This window comes from Streptomyces sp. NPDC058683 (assembly GCF_042716195.1).
GTDB lineage: Bacteria > Actinomycetota > Actinomycetes > Streptomycetales > Streptomycetaceae > Streptomyces.
Genome location: NZ_JBHXSK010000076.1, coordinates 1 through 18,336, shown reverse-complemented (window position 1 = coordinate 18,336; position 18,336 = coordinate 1). Strand labels below are relative to the sequence as shown.

At 71.2% G+C, this 18,336-nt stretch carries 13 protein-coding genes, 4 pseudogenes and 2 CRISPR repeat arrays; of the genes and pseudogenes, 9 read left to right on the top strand and 8 right to left on the bottom strand.

From position 1 onward, the window contains the following. Positions 1 to 33 precede the first annotated feature (33 nt). Positions 34 to 495: a hypothetical protein gene (locus tag ACFWXC_RS48530; RefSeq protein WP_384489907.1), complete on the bottom strand. Its 462-nt coding sequence runs from the start codon at positions 493 to 495 to the stop codon at positions 34 to 36. Here ACFWXC_RS48530 and ACFWXC_RS48525 point away from each other — a divergent pair. The 3 genes and pseudogenes from ACFWXC_RS48525 to ACFWXC_RS48515 form a co-directional block, all read left to right on the top strand. Next, complete coding sequence (locus ACFWXC_RS48525; protein WP_384489905.1) at positions 485 to 898, top strand: hypothetical protein; 414 nt, start codon at positions 485 to 487, stop codon at positions 896 to 898. The two genes, ACFWXC_RS48530 and ACFWXC_RS48525, sit on opposite strands and share 11 nt — an antisense overlap. Before the next feature lie 255 nt (positions 899 to 1,153). After that, positions 1,154 to 1,348, top strand: a pseudogene (locus tag ACFWXC_RS48520) (CopG family transcriptional regulator); the annotation flags it as partial. Then, positions 1,348 to 1,518: pseudogene (locus tag ACFWXC_RS48515) on the top strand (DNA-binding protein); the annotation flags it as partial. The pseudogenes ACFWXC_RS48520 and ACFWXC_RS48515, both read left to right, overlap by 1 nt. 347 nt (positions 1,519 to 1,865) lie before the next feature. Further along, a CRISPR array of direct repeats spans positions 1,866 to 2,504; the repeat unit is 29 nt; unit sequence CGGATCACCCCCGCGTCGGCGGGAAGCAC. Between the two features lie 33 nt (positions 2,505 to 2,537). Further along, positions 2,538 to 4,088: direct repeats of the CRISPR family, unit length 28 nt; unit sequence GTCCTTCCCGCCGACGCGGGGGTGTTCC. A 364-nt stretch (positions 4,089 to 4,452) separates the two neighbouring features. Here ACFWXC_RS48515 and ACFWXC_RS48510 read toward each other — a convergent pair. Together ACFWXC_RS48510 and ACFWXC_RS48505 are read right to left on the bottom strand one after the other, a co-directional pair. Next, a complete protein-coding gene (locus ACFWXC_RS48510) occupies positions 4,453 to 4,959 on the bottom strand; it encodes a transposase (protein WP_384489903.1) in 507 nt (168 codons plus the stop codon). Between the two features lie 27 nt (positions 4,960 to 4,986). Further along, positions 4,987 to 5,202 carry a DUF6243 family protein gene (locus ACFWXC_RS48505; RefSeq protein ID WP_179879016.1) on the bottom strand — a complete coding sequence of 72 codons (216 nt, stop codon included), beginning with the start codon at positions 5,200 to 5,202 and terminating at the stop codon, positions 4,987 to 4,989. A gap of 550 nt (positions 5,203 to 5,752) precedes the next feature. Between ACFWXC_RS48505 and ACFWXC_RS48500 the strand changes: the two genes are divergently transcribed. Next, on the top strand, positions 5,753 to 6,415 hold the full coding sequence (locus tag ACFWXC_RS48500; protein WP_384489901.1) for a hypothetical protein: 663 nt from the start codon (positions 5,753 to 5,755) through the stop codon (positions 6,413 to 6,415). 64 nt (positions 6,416 to 6,479) lie between these two features. Here the strand turns inward: ACFWXC_RS48500 and ACFWXC_RS48495 are convergent. Further along, positions 6,480 to 7,077: pseudogene (locus ACFWXC_RS48495) on the bottom strand (DinB family protein). 677 nt (positions 7,078 to 7,754) lie between these two features. On the opposite strand from ACFWXC_RS48495, the gene ACFWXC_RS48490 reads away from it, so the two are divergent. After that, complete coding sequence (locus ACFWXC_RS48490) at positions 7,755 to 8,612, top strand: TetR/AcrR family transcriptional regulator (RefSeq protein WP_384489899.1); 858 nt, start codon at positions 7,755 to 7,757, stop codon at positions 8,610 to 8,612. A 37-nt stretch (positions 8,613 to 8,649) separates the two neighbouring features. On the opposite strand, the gene ACFWXC_RS48485 is transcribed toward ACFWXC_RS48490, so the two are convergent. Further along, positions 8,650 to 9,600, bottom strand: coding sequence for an SDR family NAD(P)-dependent oxidoreductase (locus ACFWXC_RS48485; RefSeq protein ID WP_384489897.1), 951 nt, complete (start codon positions 9,598 to 9,600; stop codon positions 8,650 to 8,652). Between the two features lie 254 nt (positions 9,601 to 9,854). Here ACFWXC_RS48485 and ACFWXC_RS48480 point away from each other — a divergent pair, with 254 nt between their 5' ends. Beyond that, complete coding sequence (locus ACFWXC_RS48480) at positions 9,855 to 10,427, top strand: TetR/AcrR family transcriptional regulator (protein WP_384489895.1); 573 nt, start codon at positions 9,855 to 9,857, stop codon at positions 10,425 to 10,427. Between the two features lie 7 nt (positions 10,428 to 10,434). On the opposite strand, the gene ACFWXC_RS48475 is transcribed toward ACFWXC_RS48480, so the two are convergent. Together ACFWXC_RS48475 and ACFWXC_RS48470 are read right to left on the bottom strand one after the other, a co-directional pair. Then, a complete protein-coding gene (locus ACFWXC_RS48475; protein ID WP_384489893.1) occupies positions 10,435 to 10,587 on the bottom strand; it encodes a hypothetical protein in 153 nt (50 codons plus the stop codon). Then, a complete protein-coding gene (locus ACFWXC_RS48470) occupies positions 10,584 to 11,450 on the bottom strand; it encodes an alpha/beta fold hydrolase (RefSeq protein WP_384489891.1) in 867 nt (288 codons plus the stop codon). The genes ACFWXC_RS48475 and ACFWXC_RS48470 overlap by 4 nt, the downstream gene beginning before the upstream one ends. 230 nt (positions 11,451 to 11,680) lie before the next feature. Between ACFWXC_RS48470 and ACFWXC_RS48465 the strand changes: the two genes are divergently transcribed. The 3 genes from ACFWXC_RS48465 to ACFWXC_RS48455 are packed head-to-tail and all read left to right on the top strand — an operon-like array spanning position 11,681 to position 16,870. Beyond that, positions 11,681 to 12,610, top strand: a complete 930-nt coding sequence (locus ACFWXC_RS48465; protein WP_384489889.1) for a hypothetical protein — start codon at positions 11,681 to 11,683, stop codon at positions 12,608 to 12,610. Beyond that, positions 12,603 to 14,765: a bifunctional serine/threonine-protein kinase/ABC transporter substrate-binding protein gene (locus ACFWXC_RS48460; protein WP_384489887.1), complete on the top strand. Its 2,163-nt coding sequence runs from the start codon at positions 12,603 to 12,605 to the stop codon at positions 14,763 to 14,765. Before ACFWXC_RS48465 ends, ACFWXC_RS48460 begins: the two co-directional genes overlap by 8 nt. A gap of 5 nt (positions 14,766 to 14,770) precedes the next feature. Beyond that, positions 14,771 to 16,870, top strand: a complete 2,100-nt coding sequence (locus tag ACFWXC_RS48455; RefSeq protein WP_384489885.1) for a bifunctional serine/threonine-protein kinase/ABC transporter substrate-binding protein — start codon at positions 14,771 to 14,773, stop codon at positions 16,868 to 16,870. A gap of 11 nt (positions 16,871 to 16,881) precedes the next feature. Here ACFWXC_RS48455 and ACFWXC_RS48450 read toward each other — a convergent pair. Next, positions 16,882 to 18,174 (bottom strand): annotated as a pseudogene (locus ACFWXC_RS48450) (SWIM zinc finger family protein); the annotation flags it as partial. Positions 18,175 to 18,336 lie beyond the last annotated feature (162 nt).

Genomic DNA, 18,336 nt, shown 5'->3' with positions numbered 1-18,336 from the left:
CCAGTCAGAGCGGCGGAACGCCTCACGGCCAGTTCAGCCCCAGCACATCCGCGCCACCTGAAGTGGGACGGCGAGCATCGAGGACGCCGCCCAGGCGTTCAGCTTGTCGAGATCCCCGAAGGCGGGTACGAGTACGTCCGCGAGGTCGTGCGCGGTCCGCGCGACATCCAGGGAGCCTCCCACGCGCTCGGCAACGTCGCGGGCGAGATCCAGTTGCCGGCGGGCACGCAGTTGGTCCGTGTCGTCTATGTACAGGGCTGCGACCCCCGTGGGGCGTCCTCGTGTGTCCTCCAGACGGAACGCGGACAGCGACAGTGCGTGTCGCCGCATCGCGTGGTGCCGCCAGCTCACGTGCTGGTTCCTGCCGAGCACCGGGATGCCCGTCTCGAGGACCTGGCGCAGTACCGCCTCGATGCTCTCGGCGTCCTCGGCGCACAGCACGTCGTGCAGCCGGGTACCCGGCTGTGCAGGGAGGCCGTCGAGCGTGTCCGGCATGGCGTTGGTCTGCACAGTGGTGAGATCCGTGTCGTGCAGAGCGATCGCCGGCTTCGTCGTGCCCGGCAGAGAGGCGCAACAACTCTTCCTCGAGTTCGAGGCACCGTTCTCCGGGTTCATGCCGGAAGCCCGTGACTACAAGGTCCAGCTGCAAGCCCGGGTCGGTCACCGCAAAGGGTGGCGCCGCCTGCTGACGTTCACCCTGCGGGCCGCCAACATCATCGATCCGAATCGCTACACCGTCTACAACAACGCGCCGGTCGAGCTGACGAAGGAAGATCAAAAGAGGGCGGATTCCGCGCTCCTTGAACTATTGGAAGAGCAAGGGGACGACTCCGCTCCGGGCGGCAGGAGACAGCGGGATTCTCCCCATGACGATGGCGATACCGGTACGAGCCGCTAATGCAGCACCAGCGACACCTGCCGCGCCGCGTCACCGGTTCGACGCATCTTCGGCGCGCAAGGCTGCCGCGTCGGTCGGTTACGAGCCGGTCTTCGTCCCGATGCCGTGGGTGATGAGGCTCTCGGCAGTCTCCGCGATGGGACGCGCTCGCCACCCGAGCAACTTCTCCGCCTCGGTGCTTGTGGCGTCGAGATCCCGGCCGAACTGGTGCTTGAGCAGTCGCAGTTCCGGGTTCACGATGCCCAGTGTGCCTGAGCCAAAGCCCGCAGCGGCCTGTCCGCCTACGTCGCCGCAGCCGTGGCCCGGCAGATCGAACGCGACAACCTCAACGAACTCATCCAGGTCGCCGAGGCCGAGCACGGGCCCGTCACGGACGACGAGGTCCACGCTCTGCGTGACCAGCTCCACCAGGCCCGTCGGCAGCAGACGCAGGGCGGGGCCGACGCCGCGTGCCCCGCTCCACCGCCGCGCCCGGCGGCACCCTGGTCCTGCACAGTGAGGAGCTGGCCAAGGCCGTGCTGCGCGACCGGTCCCTCACGGGATGACTCGCCCTGGCCCGGGCCGACGACCTGCGCGTGATCACGTCCGCGGCGACACTGGTCGAGGTCGTCCACGCAAGACCGGCAGGCAGGCGCTGAATACGCCGCGGCCCAGGTCCTGGCCTTGGACGACTACACCCTCACCTACCCGACGCAGCTGGAGTGAGACCAAGGCTGGAGCCAGGGGGCGTGCCGTCCCGGGCCGGCCAGCGCGAGAACAGCCCCGAACCGCACACCTCCACCGAGACGGCGTCGCCTGCGAATGACAACAGCAGGGCCGCCTCGACGGGGGATGCGAGACGGCCCAGCCGACAGTGTGACACAGAGGGATGACGCCAGTCCGATGCCCTCACTCGCGGACTCGGCCCACGGACTACCCCGCGTCGGCAAAGAGCAAGATGCGGTCTCGGCCGAGGGCTAGCTCACCGCCGGATCACCCCGCGTCGGTGGGAAGCACTCGCGCGAGGTTTCGGCGATTGGTCAGCCCAGCGGTTCACCCCCGCATCGACGGGAAGCACGGGTTCTCATGTACAGGACTGTACGAGCATGTCGGATCACCCCCGCGTCGGCGGGAAGCACGTACCTGCTGCGCCGGGCGCGCCGACGTGCAGCGGATCACCCCCGCGTCGGCGGGGAGCACGACAGCTGCTGCCACATGACGGCCTGCGGCGCCGGATCACCCCCGCGTCGGCGGGAAGCACGATTCAGCGCCTGTGCTCGGACGCGGGCATCGCGGATCACCCCCGCGTCGGCGGGAAGCACCCGTGGTGTCCGCAGATCTCCCCCGTGAATTTCGGATCACCCCCGCGTCGGCGGGAAGCACCGCGCGAGCCTGCGCGTCGGCCCGCGCCTCGGCGGATCACCCCCGCGTCGGCGGGAAGCACGAAATCACAGCTACATAGGAGAATCATCGTGTCGGATCACCCCCGCGTCGGCGGGAAGCACGGGTGCCGCTCGATGCCGATCGCCTTGGCGAACGGATCACCCCCGCGTCGGCGGGAAGCACATCGCCGAGATCTTCCGTGAGGACGTGAAGCCCGGATCACCCCCGCGTCGGCGGGAAGCACATCCGCTCCTGCCGCATGCTGACCGAGGTCGACGTCCTTCCCGCCGACGCGGGGGTGTTCCGCTGGGCTCCAGCGCGTCCGCCTTCCGCACGGCGTCCTTCCCGCCGACGCGGGGGTGTTCCGCTGCGTGATCTCAAGCGTGGGCCGGATGGACAGTCCTTCCCGCCGACGCGGGGGTGTTCCGCCGGTACGCAGCGTGGTGCGCTGCGGTGTACGGTCCTTCCCGCCGACGCGGGGGTGTTCCGGTGCGTGAGATCGCAGTGGCGTGCGGCCAGTTGTCCTTCCCGCCGACGCGGGGGTGTTCCGGGACACCCGACGACGAGGACCTCAAGACCGACGTCCTTCCCGCCGACGCGGGGGTGTTCCTTTGCGGGGCGACCCAGGTCGCCCCGGGGTCGCGTCCTTCCCGCCGACGCGGGGGTGTTCCTTCCGACGGTGGACGCCGGAGCAGGTCTTCGAGGTCCTTCCCGCCGACGCGGGGGTGTTCCGCCGGACGAAAACCGACTCCGCGCCGTCCGCATGTCCTTCCCGCCGACGCGGGGGTGTTCCGCCGTCGAGGCCGCGCTGGGCGTCCTCCTTGTTGTCCTTCCCGCCGACGCGGGGGTGTTCCGAAGTCCATCGACGTGGCCGCGAAGCGTTCCACGTCCTTCCCGCCGACGCGGGGGTGTTCCGTACGTCTGGGGCGGCAACAGCCTCAGCTCCGGGTCCTTCCCGCCGACGCGGGGGTGTTCCGTCGCTGGCAACGAACACCCTCGGTGCTCTGTCGTCCTTCCCGCCGACGCGGGGGTGTTCCGTACGTGGTCACGCCGCGGCCCGCGGCGGGCTGGTCCTTCCCGCCGACGCGGGGGTGTTCCGTCCTTGTAGGGCTGGTCCGTGCTCCCGCGTTCGTCCTTCCCGCCGACGCGGGGGTGTTCCGAACCTGTTGGTCGATGTGGGCGAGGGTGCGGGGTCCTTCCCGCCGACGCGGGGGTGTTCCGTACGACATCAGCTCCGGCCAGTACCAGGTCCGGTCCTTCCCGCCGACGCGGGGGTGTTCCGGCCATGAGCAACGTCCGCGCCGTGACCGGGGCGTCCTTCCCGCCGACGCGGGGGTGTTCCGCTGTGCACGTCGGGGATCGGGGACGCGTTCAAGGTCCTTCCCGCCGACGCGGGGTGTTCCGTTCGTGCCGAAGTCGGACCGTTACATCATGGCGTCCTTCCCGCCGACGCGGGGGTGTTCCATCGATCGTCGCCAAGCTGGAGAAAACCGGCGAGTCCTTCCCGCCGACGCGGGGGTGTTCCGACTCAGCCGCCTGGTGTCGCCCACGACATCGCGTCCTTCCCCCCGACGCGGGGGTGTTCTGCTGATTCCCGCCAAGTCCAGACCGGCAGCCTCGTCCTTCCCGCCGACGCGGGGGTGTTCCGCGCATGAGGAACCGACTGGAGACCGCCGCATGGTCCTTCCCGCCGACGCGGGGATGTTCCGGCCACCAGGGGCATCCGCATGCGCAGCGCGTTGTCCTTCCCGCCGACGCGGGGGTGTTCCGTGGGTGGGCGATAAGTTCGCGTGGCTCTATACGTCCTTCCCGACGCGGGGGCTTCAAGGGCACTGGGATTCTCACGAGCGAAGGGCTGCGACCTTATTCGTCGCGGAGAGTTCCCCTGCCGCGTGCTGCGCATCGGCCGTACGACACGTGTCGTCACCGCGTCCCTGCTCCGCGTGCTCGAGAGCGGGGTGCCTGAGTACAACGGTACCCACGCCGGCCGCGATCCGTCGTAGCACGATTCGCGCAGAAGCCCCGATGGAGTGCTTCCCGACACGGCTTCGTCGTATCACGGGCTCCGAACGCTCGAGAGCGGTGAGTCGACAGTTGCGCCCATCGGGGACGCCTCACTCCCTCGTGGCTCGCTCCCTGCAGAAGCCCCAGTCGGGATGGATCCCCGACGGGGCTTCGCCGTATTACAGCCCCTATGAGCGGGGTCCTGGCTGTAGCCATCCGACCAGGTGGAAGACCTCCCGGGCCGCATAGCGTTTGAGGCAACGGACGATTTCACGTCGGGTCTTGCCCTCCTTGATGCGGCGCTCGTAGTAGTCCTGGGTGCACGGGCCGACCCGCAGGCGGGTGAACACGATGCGACGCAGCGCAGCAATAGTCCGACGGTCGCCACTACGGTTGAGGCGACGGAACTGCCGGCGTCCCGAGGGACGCTCGACGGGACTGACCCGGCACAATGCGGCGAAGGACGCCCTGCACGCTCTTCCTGACAGTGTCGCCCGGGCTGGGCACGGGGATCGCGCTGGTGGTGATGCTGCTGGTGCAGCTCGGGTGTTGGCGGTGACGGCGCTGCTGAATCTGCCGCCGCCCCGGGTGGTCGGCTGAGACGCGGGTGCTCGGCCGAGAGCTGAGCGGGACCGGCCGCGCCCGGTACGGCAGCAGGGCCCGGACCGCGCGTCGCGGTCCGGGCCCTGCCCCATGCGGTGCCGCCCTGCGGCGGCGGTGCGTCAGCTCTGTGCGGTGTCATCGCTCGTCTGCCCGGCGCCCTCGGCTGCGCCTGCCTTCTCGCGCATCTTGCGCACCAGCTCCGCCTTCTGGTCGGCTGCACCCTGGCGGTCGAGGTTGCGGTGCGGACCATTGTTCTGCCGTTCGGCGCGGGACAACTTCTTGCGCTGGCCGCCGCCCATGCCCACGGGGTTGTTGATGTTCTTGCTCACGGTCACGGGCTCTCCCGGTAATGATGTGAAGTGATCTACGGATTCATCGGTGGGGGACGGGCGGCGACGTCGAAGGACGTCAGCAGGGGCCCATCACGCTCTCACTCGTAAATCGGCGTCTGGAAGAACATGACAAAGACGTTACCCGGTTCCTTCGGCCCCACACACCGACCTTTTCGCCGCCCCGGCGTCGGCCGGGCCTTCGGCGAGCGCCCGGGGCCAGTCGTTTCCTTCCGGGAGTCTCAGCACCGCCAGCACCCGCCGGAGGTCGCCGCCCGCCCCGGGCAGGTCCAGATGGGCGTTACTGGGCCGCCTCGGGCATTGTCAGTGGTCGCGAGCACACTGACGGAATGAGAGATCATCTCACTTGCGCCCCGCCGTTGCGGCCAGCCTCTGCGGAACGTCTGCGCAGCGAGGCGTCGTTCGCGGCGCTGTGCGCGGTCAGCCCGCCCGAGTGCGACCTTCGACTCCCTGACACAGCTGGGAACTGATCACCGGGCTACGGAGTCCGTCATAGTGTGAACGGCCGGGATGCCAGTGAAGTGGTGGGGAAGTTGTGACGAACAGCAGCGGTAGCAATCCGTCGGCAGCGGGTCCGGGCACGTCTGCGCCGGGGCAGCCGCGCTGGGCCTGGTGGGTCGTAGGCATCGTCGTGCCCGTCGTTGGCATCGCAGCCACGGTGTTCGTTAACAACCGGCACAGCTCTGCTGACGACTCGAAGCCACCCGCCGTCGCGGGGGCACCGTCTGCCACGCATGATCAAGCCAAGCTAGCCGCATCAGCGGATCCGGCCAGCCCGGAGAACACGGCGTCCCGCGCCATGTTCGGTCCACACGACATTCAGTTCCGGACCAGCGCCTACGGGGTTGACATCGACTTCGACACGCGCAAGCCGCTTGTTGCGGATGACCTCAAGGGCGCCGACTTGTCGGCCGTCACTGATGGAAGCGGGACGGCTGGCTCCACCAACTTCCATGGCGGCCCCCGGCTCGCGGCGATCATCGCGCCGATTTCGGGAAGTGGTGCTGATCCAGCCGAGGCGCAGTGCGCGGAGGCGTTGCGGAGCAACGGAGACCCCATGCTGCAGGACCCGCCTCAGGATGCGCAGTTCTGTGTTCAGACCACCGAGGGGCGTATTGCGTTCGTGCGTGTCGTGTCGGCCGTACCGGGTGGGCACACCATGAGGCTCACAGCGACGGTTTGGGACCTCGCCACCTAGCCGCGCCCTGAGACAGGCCAGCGACAAGCCCTCAAAAAGCCTACAGGCGACGAGAACACCCGTGCTACGAGCTCTTGGTAGAACTAGCGTGATCAGGCTTGGCGACGGCTACTTTGGCAGCTCGCTCGATCTTCGCTCGGTGGGCATCCCAGAAGGCATCGTAGTGCTGCTGAGTCGCGTATTCGGCTGTTTTCCCTGTCGAGCTGTTCGCGCAGGATGTCGGCGTGACCGGCGTGCCGGCTGGTCTCGGTGAGCATGTGGACCAGGATGTTGAACAGCTTCACGTTGGGGCGTGGCCACCAGGGCACGTAGCCGAGGGAGTCGATGGCGAGGGCGGTGATCGTCGCGTCTGAGTGCTCCCACACGCGACGGTAATGGTCGATGATCTCCTCACTCGTCTCCTGCTCGGTCGCCCACATGTCGGCGCCACGTTCTCCGGTGTTGTCCCACCGGGGCAGAGGTTCGGGGAACGGTCGGTCGAAGACTTCGCCGAAGTACCTGGACTCCCAGATCGACAAGTGCTTGACCAGGCCGAGAAGGTTGGTTCCAGTCAAGGTCAGGGGGCGTCGGATGTCGTACTCAACGAGCCCATCGAGCTTCCAGAGAACCGCCTCGCGCATCTCTCGCAGATCGTTGTGCAACGACCTACAGGGCGAGGGCATCCTGCCCGTACCTGTTTATGCAACCAAGGAACCGAAACCGCCGCCGAAGTCTCGACGCACCCCCGGCCCTGGTCAGGAGAGCCTCGACCTCTCGGACTGACACCCGCCCGGCCTGAGTGCCTGACGCCCGCAACATCAACGGAATATTTGCACGACGACGCCCCGCCGCAGCAAGCCGGCGGGGCGTCGTCGTATCAGGTCCCCGTCTACGCAGGACCCCCGCCAGAGCAAGCCGACGGGGGTCCTCACATGTCACGAGCGATCACAGGCGATCACGGGCGGGTCACCAACCCCGCGGACGCACTCACGCCACAGGGCTCTGACCTGGACTTACGCGCTCACCCTGGATCAGCTGGACGCCCGTGGACGATTTCTACGACATGTGCCAGGTGGTCCCCAGTGAGGGGCCCAGGATCAGGACAGGAGCGTCTTCTGGCCCGTCAAAGCGGTATTGCAGGGTGTTCGGTGGTGTCTCGCTCACCCGTCTGACCCTCTCATGCGTCACGAAATCTCAGATCGCCGGTCCGAACCTAACGGCTCTCGCCGGCCAGCGGCCTGAGTACCACACGCTGGACGAGTTCCGTCTTCCCCTGTCGAAGAACCGACCGTTGTGGCGACTTCGCGAAGATTCCCGACGCGCGGTTTCACACATCCCTTCGCTTCCCTTCCGTTCCCTTGTGGATGACCTTCGCATTCCGCTGTTCGGCACGACGAACGAGCGCGGCGGAGAAGGACAGCCGCCGGACTCGGCGGCGGTCACGCCCGGTTCTCCCGTACGAGGGGGTGTGCAGACCGTGGCCGCGGGTCCGGCCGGCCGGGGTGACGCATGCACCGGACCGGTGGTCACGGCGATGCCGCAAGATGGACTCAGCACAGGGCGGCGAACCGCGCTCCCGGAACCGGGGGCGACGCGGTCACCGGCCGAACAGGAGGGCAGTACGCTGAGCGGCCGGATCGACCCGCGCATCACCCGGACCACCCAGGCCTTCGAGCAGGCCATCGTGGAACTCGCTTCGGAGCGGCCGGTCTCCCAGATCAGCGTCGCCGAACTGGCCGACCGCGCCGGGGTCACCCGAGCCACCTTCTACAACCGCTACAGCACTCCGCTGGAGCTGCTCATCCAGGTCCTCGACGCCGACCTGGACCGTGGTCACCGCCTGGAGGACGAGCGGGCGCGGCGCAGGCACTCGGCCGCAGAGTTGCTGCGCCTCACCACCGCGGAGGTGGGCAACCACGTCGAGCGGTTCCGGGCGATCTACCGGCTCTCCCTCGACGACCCGGCGGACAGCGGGGTCTACGAGGCGCTCGTGCGCCACTTCAGCGAGTACACCCTGGCGTTCATGGCGCGCGGTGATCGCTCGGCGCTTCCCGACGCCAACCCCCAGGTGATCGCCCAGTTCCTGGCTCACGGCTTCGCCGGCGCCATCAAGGCCTGGCTCCATGACCCCTCGGTCACCAAGGACGACATGATCGACGCGGCCGTGGCGTGTGCTCCCGCGTGGTGGGCGTCCGGCTATCTGCCACGGACGTCCTGACCACGGCTGACGGGCCGGCACGACGGTTGCGTTCCGCTCAGGAGCGGAGCATCGCGGTGGAGACCTCCCAGAGCCGGGCCGCGTCGTCCGCGTCGAGGGCGTAGGGGCGTACGCCGCTGTCGGCGTAGGGGTTGGGGTCGGTGTTGAGCTCGGCCTCGTTGCAGTCCTCGAAGTAGCGGCCGGTGACGCCTTCGAGCAGCGGGGACGCGGCCACCAGCACCGAGGTGGCGGCGCCTTCCTCCACGGTCTTCCAGTTGAAACCGGCGAAGGCCTCCTCGACCTCCGGCGTCATGTTGCTCTCCTGGTGGCGCTGGAGACCGGTGCGGATGCCGCCGGGCATGACCGCGTTGGCGGTGATCCCGTCGTCGGCCCATCGCTCGGCCGCCCCGACGGCCAGCAGTGCGTTGGCGGTCTTCGACTGCCCGTAGGCGAGCCACGGTTCGTAGGCGCGGTGCTCGAAGTGGATGTCGTCGAAGACGACCGGCGAGAACAGGTGGCCGGTGGAGCTGAGCGAGACGATGCGGGCGCCGGCGGCGGCAGCGAGCGCGTCGTGGAGGCCGAGGACCAGGTTGAAGTGGCCGAGGTGGTTGGTGGCGAACTGCAGCTCCCAGCCCTCGGGCGTGCGGTGCAGCTCGGGCAGGGCCATGACCCCGGCGTTGTTCACCAGGATGTGCAGGGGGCCCTGCCAGGCATCGGTGAAGGACGCCACCGAGGCCCGGTCGGTCAGCTCCAGCGGCGCGGCGCTCACCTTGGAGTTGCCGGTCCCGGCCGCGATCTCCCGGGCGACACGGCTGCCCGCCTCGACGTTGCGGACGGCGATGGTGACCTCGGCTCCGGCGCCGGCCAGTGCGCGTGCCGTCTCCACACCGATGCCGGACGCGCCGCCGGTGACGATCGCGCGCCTGCCGGTCAGGTCGACGCCGTCGAGGACCTCCTTCGTCGTGGTGTGAAAGCCGTAGGGCGTGGTGAAACGTTCGCGGGGACTCATGGGCTGCTCCGTTCATGTCGTTATCCGGAATATGTTCCGGTAACAGAAGGCTAAGTGGAATATATTCCGCTTGCAAGTCGAGGGAGCACGCCCTCGACCGAGGGCGCATACGCCATGCCGCGAAGCACGATTCCGCAGGTGGGAGGCGTCTTGACCCGACCATCGGCCAGGCGGGGTCACCTCCGCCGGCCTGTATCGTGAAGGGGGAATAGGTTCCGCTTCCCATGGGTGGTTGCGACCAGGACGAGGTGACCGTGAGCGAGGCAGTGCAGCGCAAACCGCGCGCGGACGGGCAGCGCAATCGGGCGCGCCTGATCGCGGTGGCGTTGCGGCTGTTCGTGGAGCGAGGTCCGGACGTCTCGTTCATCGAGATCGCCAAGGAAGCCGGCGTCGGTGTCGGAACCGTCTACCGTCACTTTCCGACGCGCGAGGACCTCATCGAGGCCGCGTACCGCTCGGAACTCGACGCGGTGTGCGCGGTGGCCGGGGAACTGCTCGACGAAGTGCGGCCCCAGGACGCGCTGCGCATCTGGATGGACCGCTTCATCGACTACATGACCACCAAGATCGGCCTCACGGAGGCGATCCGGGTCGTCATCGCCGCGGGCGGGAACCCCTTCGCATACAGCCGCGAGCGCCTCGGTGAGGCCGTCGCAGCGCTGCTCTCGGCGACCGCCGCCGCAGGGGTCACGCGTCCCGGACTCCGTCCGGACGACATCGTGATGTCCCTCAGCGGCATCGCCATGGCCGCGGGCGGCCCTGGGCAGCGCGAGCAGGCCGGCCGCATGCTCGACCTGCTGTACGAGGGGATGCGCACCCGGCCGTGAGCGGGACTCACCGCACGCGGAACAGGCCCTCCCGGACGACCGGGACCAGCAGAGTCATGTCGCCGGCGCAGGTCGGCGCGCTGGTGTGCACCAGCGGGTCGGGACCGAGCGGCCCGACCGCGGGCGTCCTGGCGGCGCTCCATCTGCTCCCCCTGCTCACCGGGTGTGGGTCGCCAGGTGTTCCAGGATCGGCGGGATCACCTGGTCGGGTACCTCCTCGGGCAGCCAGTGGCTGGCCCCTTCGAGGGGGACGAAGCGGTACGGCGCGTCGATGAACTCCCCGGTGGCGTGTGCCGCTTCGCGGCCCAGGGCACCATCCTCGCTGCCCCAGATGTACAAGGTGGGCACGGTGATGCGGTCGCCGGGGGTGGTGAGGTCGTCGTCGACGGCGCGGTACCAGTTCAGGGTCGGGGTGAGCGCCCCGGGCCGGGAGAGGCGGCGGATGTTGCTCTCGACCAGGTGGTCCGGGATACGTCCGTCGTAGGCGCGGCGCAGTCGGGCGGCGCCGTCGGCCAGCAGGGCCGCCTCGGCGGCGTGGTCGGGCCGGCGGAAGAAACGCACGTAGTCGAGCCGGTGGTACTGCCCCGGGTCGGCCTTGGCCGCCTCGCGCAGCGCCCGGGGGTGGGGGGTGGCGAGCACGGACAGGGACTTCAGCCGCTCGGGATGGGCGGAGGCCAGGGCCCAGGCGACCAGACCGCCCCAGTCGTGTGCGACCAGATGGAACCGGCTCGCGCCCTGTGCGTCGGCGAACGCGAGCGCGTCGTCCACGAGGTGCTCGACTGCGTAGTCGGAGATCTCGGGCGGACGGGCGCCGGGGGAATAGCCGCGCTGGTCGACGGCGACGGCGCGGTACCCGGCGTCGGCGAGAGCGTGCAGTTCCTCGGTCCAGGAGCTGGCGAACTCGGGCCAGCCGTGGAGGAGCAGGACGAAGTCACCGCCCTGAGGGCCGGCGGCGAGGGCGTCGTACCGGTACGGGCCGACTTCGATCGTCAGCTCTTCCAGACCGCTCCGAGGGGTTGCCATGGGTGTTCCTCTGGTCAGTGAGGGTGGCGCTGGGCGGATCCATCCTATGGACCTGTGCCTGGCAAGCAGCCACCCGCCATGATCACCGTGCAGTGTCACCAAGTGATGGCCAAGGGGTTACTGTTCGCCTCAACTCGGTTTCCCACAGGCTCAGTTGAGACGGGATGGCGCTAGCGTTCGCCGTGCGGTCCCGGAGCAGGGGCCGTACGACAGCCTGTTGGGGGGCGAGCGTGAGGGGACACGGACCGTTCCTGTGCGCGGCGGCGACGACACTGTTGCTCGCGGCGTGCACGGACGGCGGACAGGGCGACAAGGACGACGGCACGACACCGAAGGCCACGGCGAGCACGTCGGGCGGCGCGGGCGCGAGCGCCTCTCCGGCCGCGGAGAGCGAGCCGTACACACTGGCCGAGGCGGTCGCGCCCAGGACCCGGGCCGAGGCGGCGGAGTTCGTACGCGGGCTCACCGTGCAGCCGGACTACTTCGGCAGCGGGTACCGCAGGCGCGACCCCTACGAACTGGGGCCCACCACCTGGGCCGTCCTCGGCGAGGACTGCCTGTGGCGGCGGGAGCCGGTCCCGGCCACCGTCCTGGCCAGCCTGACGCGCTCCTTCGTCCGGCCGGGCACGGGCGGGAAGGGCGCGGTGTACGTGTCCGTCACGGTCACCGTCCACACCTCTGCGCTCCAGGCCCGCCGGGACATGGCCGCCTCGCTGGAGGAACCCCTGCGCTGTCCGCAGCAGCGGCTGAACGCCACCGACACCGTGCAGAAGATGGCCTCGCGGGGCGATCCGTACGCCGAACAGCGCACGGCGACCGCCGACGACGACCTCACCGAGTACGGCGAGTACGTGGTGGTCGGTGAGGCCGAGCCGCGGCCTTTCGACTGGTACAAGGACCGGCTGGGCCCGGTGACCGTGGCCGCGACCGTGCGGCACGCGGCCGGCGAGAAGGACGAGGAGCACACCACCATCACCCAGGCCGCGTTGCACGGCATCGGCTACGTGACCGCGAACGTGGACCAGTACGGCAGGAGCAGAGCCTCCGCCGCCGCGTCCCCGTCCGGATCCCCTTCCGCGTCCGGTTCCGCAACCGCATCCGGTTCCGCATCCGGTTCCGCATCCGCCTCCACCGAGCCGAAGGGAGCGGGCGATGAGTGAGCCGCTGCGGCCCTTGGACCCGTCGTCCGTCGGCGGCTTCCGGCTGCTGCGCCGGCTCGGCGCCGGCGGCATGGGCGTGGTCTACCTGGGCCGTTCCGAGACGGGTGCGCTGGCTGCCTTGAAGGTGATCCGGGCGGAGGGCGCCACCGACGACGACTTCCGCACCCGGTTCGCGCGGGAGGCGGAACTGGCCGGCCGGGTCGACAGCCCCTGGGTGGTACCGGTGCTCGGTGCGGACGCCACCGCGCACGATCCGTGGCTGGCGACCGCGTTCGTGGCCGGTCCCGCGCTCGCGGAGGCGGTCCGCGACCACGGGCCGCTGCCGTCGGCCGCCGTACGGGTGCTGGGCTCGCTGCTGGGCGAGGCGCTGGCCGCCGTGCACGCGGCGGGCCTGGTGCACCGGGACGTGAAGCCGGGCAATGTGCTGCTCGCGGTGAACGGCCCGCGCCTGATCGACTTCGGCATCGCGCGGGCCGCCGACGACACCGCCCTCACCGCGTCCGGCATGGTGGTCGGCACCCCCGGGTTCCTGGCGCCCGAGCAGGCGCGCGGCGAGGAGGCCGGACCGGCGAGCGACGTGTTCGCGCTGGGCTGTGTGCTGGCCTACGCCGCCACGGGCCGCCCGCCGTTCGGCACCGGGACCCCGGACGCGCTGCTGTACCGCACGGTCCACGACGAGCCCGACCTCGGTGGTGTGGGCGACGGACTGCGCGAGACGCTGGCCGCCTGTCTGGCCAAGGATCCCGGGGACCGGCCCGGCCCCGAAGAGGTGGGTGCGCGGCTCGCCGCGGACGCCCCCGAGTCTCCCTCGGCGTGGCTGCCGGACCCGGTCGCCCGTATGGTGGCGGCCCGGTCCGCGGAGAGCCTCGCCCTGCCGGACATCGAGCCGACGGTCGTCGACGGCGCCGGGCAGCCGGTCGGCACCACCTCCCGGCGGCGCCTGCTGCTGGCCGGCGGTGCGCTGCTGCTGGCGGGCGGCGGCACCGGGGCGGCGCTGTGGGCGGCGGGACGCGACGACAACTCGGGCGGGAGGACAGCAGTCCGGCCGTCGTACGTCCTCGGCGTGCAGGTCACCACGAGCGGGACGGCCGCGAGCCTGGCGCGGGCCTCGGAGCGGGCCGCGCGGCTGGCCGTCGCACAGCACAACGCGACGAAGGGCCGCGCCTTCGACCTGGCGGTCCGGGTCGTCGACGACCACGGCACCACCGCCGGAGCCACCGACGCCGCTCACCGGCTCGCGGCCGACCGCGATGTCGTGGCCGTGCTCGGCCCCCTCACCGAGCTGACGCTGCGTGCGGCCTCGCGCGTCTACGCCTCGGCCAAGCTGACCCATGTCTCCAGCACCACCGGACAGAACGACTACTTCGTCTGGTCGCCGACCGTCTCCTTCCAGACCGGGATGCCCCACCAGGCGGGCGGCACCCTGATCGTGCTGCACGCGCTGGCCACCCGCCGAGCGGGCCGGGCCGGCATCGTGATCGACCGCTCCGGAGGGAGCGTCGAGTACGACCAGGGCGGCATCCTGGCCAACTCCTGGCGTGAGACCCTCGGCGAGGTGGTCCCGAAGATCGTCGCCGAGGACTCGAACGACGCGCCGGCCGCGGTGCGTCACGTCCTCTCCCGCGGCGTCGACGACTTCGTCTACCTGGGCCCCCTGGAGGCGACGGTCCGGGCGGCGCGGCAACTGTCCGCCGCCGGCTTCACCGGCCCGCGCTGGATGTCCCACCTCCTCTACGGCTCCGACTTCCCGAAACTCGCGGGCGCGGCGGGCGAGGGCTGGTTCGTGGTGACGTCCGCCGTCGACGCGAGCGTCCTGAGGACGAAGGCGGCCGAGCGGTTCACCGCGGCCTGGCGCAAGGAGTACGGCGGCATCCCGGACCCGTACGGCGCCGAAGCCTACGACAGTGTCCGGATGGTGCTCCAGGAGTTCGCCCGCACCGTGCCCCCGGGCGGCGGACGCCCGAACCGGCTCGCGCTCGCCGAGCGGCTCCACAAGGCCACCTACCACGGCATCGCGCGCACCTACCAGTTCAGCGACTACCACCAGTACGACGAGACCAAACAGGCCATGGGCAGCGAGACCTACGTCCACCAGGTGCACGACGGGCGCTTCCGGCAGCTCGGTCCGATCCTGGCGGCCCAGCAGAAGGGGTAGCGGAGGTGGAGCGGCTCCAGCCCGCCGATCCCTCGTCGATCGGCGGGCACCGGCTGGTGGGGCGGCTCGGCGCCGGCGGGATGGGCGTGGTCTATCTGGCGCGGTCGCCGCACGGCGCCTGGGTCGCGCTGAAGGTGATCCGCGAGGAGTACGCCGAGGACCCCGGCTTCCACGCCCGGTTCCGCCGCGAGACGGAGCTGGCGTCCCGGCTCGCCGGCCGCTGGACCGTGCCCGTGCTCGCGGCCGACGCGGACGCCCGCTCGCCGTGGCTGGCCACCGCGTACATACCCGGCCTGCCCCTGTCCGAGGCCCTCGCGCTGCGCGGCCCCTGGCCGCTCCCCCAGGTCCGGGCGCTGGCCGCGGCGCTCGCCGCCGCCCTGGACGACGTGCACCGGGCCGGGCTCGTCCACCGGGACGTGAAACCGGCGAACGTGCTGCTCGCCGCCGACGGACCCCGTCTGATCGACTTCGGTATCGCCCGCGCGGTGGGCGCGACCGCCCTCACCACCGACGGCTCGGTCATCGGCTCCCCCGGCTATCTCTCGCCGGAACAGGCGCGCGGCAGGACCGTGGGGCCGCCCAGCGACGTCTTCTCACTGGGCTGCGTCCTGGCCCATACGGCCACCGGGCGGCCGCCGTTCGGGACCGGCCGTGCGGCGACCGTGCTGTACCGGACGGTGCACAAGGAACCGGACCTGGCCGGGCTGTCGGCGGACCTCGTCCCGATGGTGCGGGCCTGTCTGACGAAGGAGCCCGACGACCGGCCGACCGTGGCCCGTCTGCGCGCGGAGTTCGGTGAGTTCACCACGGGGACGTGGCTGCCCGAGGGGCTGCCGGCCCTGGTCGCGGACCGTGCCACCGACGTCCTCGACCTGCCGGTGCCGGAACCCACCACCCTGTCCGTCCCGGACGCCGAGGCCGGGCCGTCCCGGCGGCGCCTGCTGATCGCCTCGGCGGCGGTGGGCGTGAGCGCGGTCGGCGGCGGTTCCGCATGGTGGCGCTGGGGCCGCACCGGGGCGCCGACGGCCGGGAAGCGCCCGCTGCCGTCCCGTACCCTCGCGCTGCTCGGCGACCTGTCCACCGCCGTCGTCCAGGCACAGGTACGCGGGGCACGGCTGGCGGTGGCCGAGCACAACGCCGGCTCCGACCGCACCTTCGACCTGGCGCTGCGCACCGCCGACGACCGGGGCACGGCGGCCGGGTCCACCGCGGCGGCCGGCCGGCTCGTCGCCGCACCCGAGGTGTACGCCGTGATCGGCGCCGGCACGAACACGGCCGTGCCCGCCGCCGTCCCGGTGTGCACCAAGGCCGGGGTGTGCCTGCTGATCACCCGCGCCGACACCGACGCGATCGACGTCACCAACACGACCAGCTCCCTGATCCTGCGCTCCACCCGCACCCCGGGCCCCGGCTCCCTGGTGAAGTACCTCAACCGGGTCGTCAAGCCCGCCCGGACCGTCGTCGTCCACGATCTCACCGACGCCGAGGAGGGCGAGGCCACCCTCCGCGCCATCACCGTGTACCGGACGCTGGAGGTCGGCACCGTCGATGCCGCCGAGGTGGCCAAGGGCGACGGCTTCACCGGTGTCGCCCATGACCTCGCCGCCCACCCGGACACGGTGGTGATCTTCGCGGGCGGCGTCCCGGACCGCGCCGCCGCCTGCGCCGAAGCCCTCACGGCGGCCGGGCACCGGGGAGTCCGCGGGGGCGACGAGCACATCCTCGGTACCTCCTTCCTCAGGGCGGGCACGGGCTGGTGGATCAGCACGGGCTACTGCGACGCGGCCACCGACCCGAGAACCCGCGCCTTCGCCGCCGCCTACCGGAGCCGCTACCGCACCGCTCCCCCGCCCTGGGCGGCCGAGGCGTACGACGCCGTCCGCTATGCCGCCCACGGGCTCGCCGCGCCCGGCGGCGGCGAACGCGAGTCGCTGCGCGCGGAGTTGCTGCGCGCCCCCTGGCAGGGCATCACCCGCCGGTACAAGTACGAGAGTCAGTCCCAGTACCTGGAGACCGGCCAGGACGGCGGCTGGTTCCTCTACCGGGTGGAGGGTGCCAAGGCCCGGTTCGTGGCCCGGCACGACGACATCGGCAAGAACGTCTGACTCCGGGATCGTCAGAGGTCCTCCGGCGCCCCCAGTCCCGTCAGCGCGCCCACCGGGTCCAGGTCGGGGGTGCCTCTGGGCCACCAGTCGTCCTGGCCCGGTTCGGACTCGTAGGCGTACCACAGGCCGTCGCGGCCCAGCCGGAGCTGAACGTGCCCGCCGGGGTGGGTCAGGTGGTTGCGCCAGGGCCGGAAGGCCGGGAGGTCGGCGGCCAGGAGCAGGGGTCTGGCCCGGTCGAAACGGCCGGCCGGCGGATCCCAGGGCTCCTCCAGCACGGCCAGTCCCTCCAAGCCTCCCTGCCGCCAGGCGGCGACCGCGCGGGCCAGGTCGCCCGGGGTACGGCCGACGGCGTCCGCGAGCGAAGCGTAGAGGGCGCGGGTGGACGCGGTCAGGCCGGAGCCGGGGCGGGCCGCGGCGAGGCGTACCGCGTCCTGCCAGAGGGTCAGTTCGCCGACCGGGTCGCGGCCGGAGGCGAGCAGGGCGTGGGCGCGGGCGGCGGCGTCCGTGGCGAGCTGGTCCAGCGTGAAGGGGTCGGGTCCCCCGGGCACGCCCGGGTACACCGGGGGCTGCTCGGGGTGCGGCGGAACCGCCAACGGAGGCGGCAGCGGCGGGAGTTGACGTGGGACCAGGGCCTCGGTGGCGCGGACGCCGGGCAGGGCCGCCGGCTGCCGCTCCCGGGCCGCGCGGGCGGCGTTGCGCCGGGACAGCGCGTCGAGGACCTCGCGCTCCCCCTGACCGCGCAGCAGAAGCAGCACGAACGGGTCGGCGTCCAGCAGCCGCGCGGTCTGGTAGCAGAGGGCGGCCGCGTGCTTGCAGGGGTGACCGAAGTCCGGGCAGCTGCAACGGGGTTCGAGCTCCCCCGGCCCCGGCAGCAAGGGCACTCCGCTCTCGGCGAGGGACTGCGGCAGCTCCTTGTCGAGCAACGCGGCGATGTCCCCGGGCCGGTCGGCGGCGGCCTCCAGGAACCGTTCCCACTCGTCCGCGCCGAAGGTACGCAGCCGCACCTGCACGCGATACGGCCGCGGCCGGCTCCCCTGCACATACGCCAGGACCAGCCCCGGCGTCACGGTGATCGCGTCCACATGCCCCCGCTCGGCATAACTCCGCCCCCGCGCGAGCCGCTTCACGTCCAACGCCCCCTCCTCCAACGCCCGGACCCAGGCGTTCCCCCACCAGGTCTCGGCGAAGTCCGCCCCGGAGACACCGGCCCGGGAGGCCAGGGCGGGGAAGGAGGGAAAGGTCCGGCGAAGTTCGGTGTCGCGGTGGGGGGTGCCCATGGTGCGGGGCAGGCGGGGCGCGGTGGGGGCGGGTGAGCCCGGCGCCGTGGCGGGCCAGCAGCAGCCCGGAGAAGATCGCGTACTCCGTGTCGTCCGTACCGGCGGGCCGGTCGGCCACGTACCCCGTGATGCGGCCCCAGCGGGCGCGGATCTCCGAGGGCTTCATGTTCTCGGCCGGTGCCCCGAGGG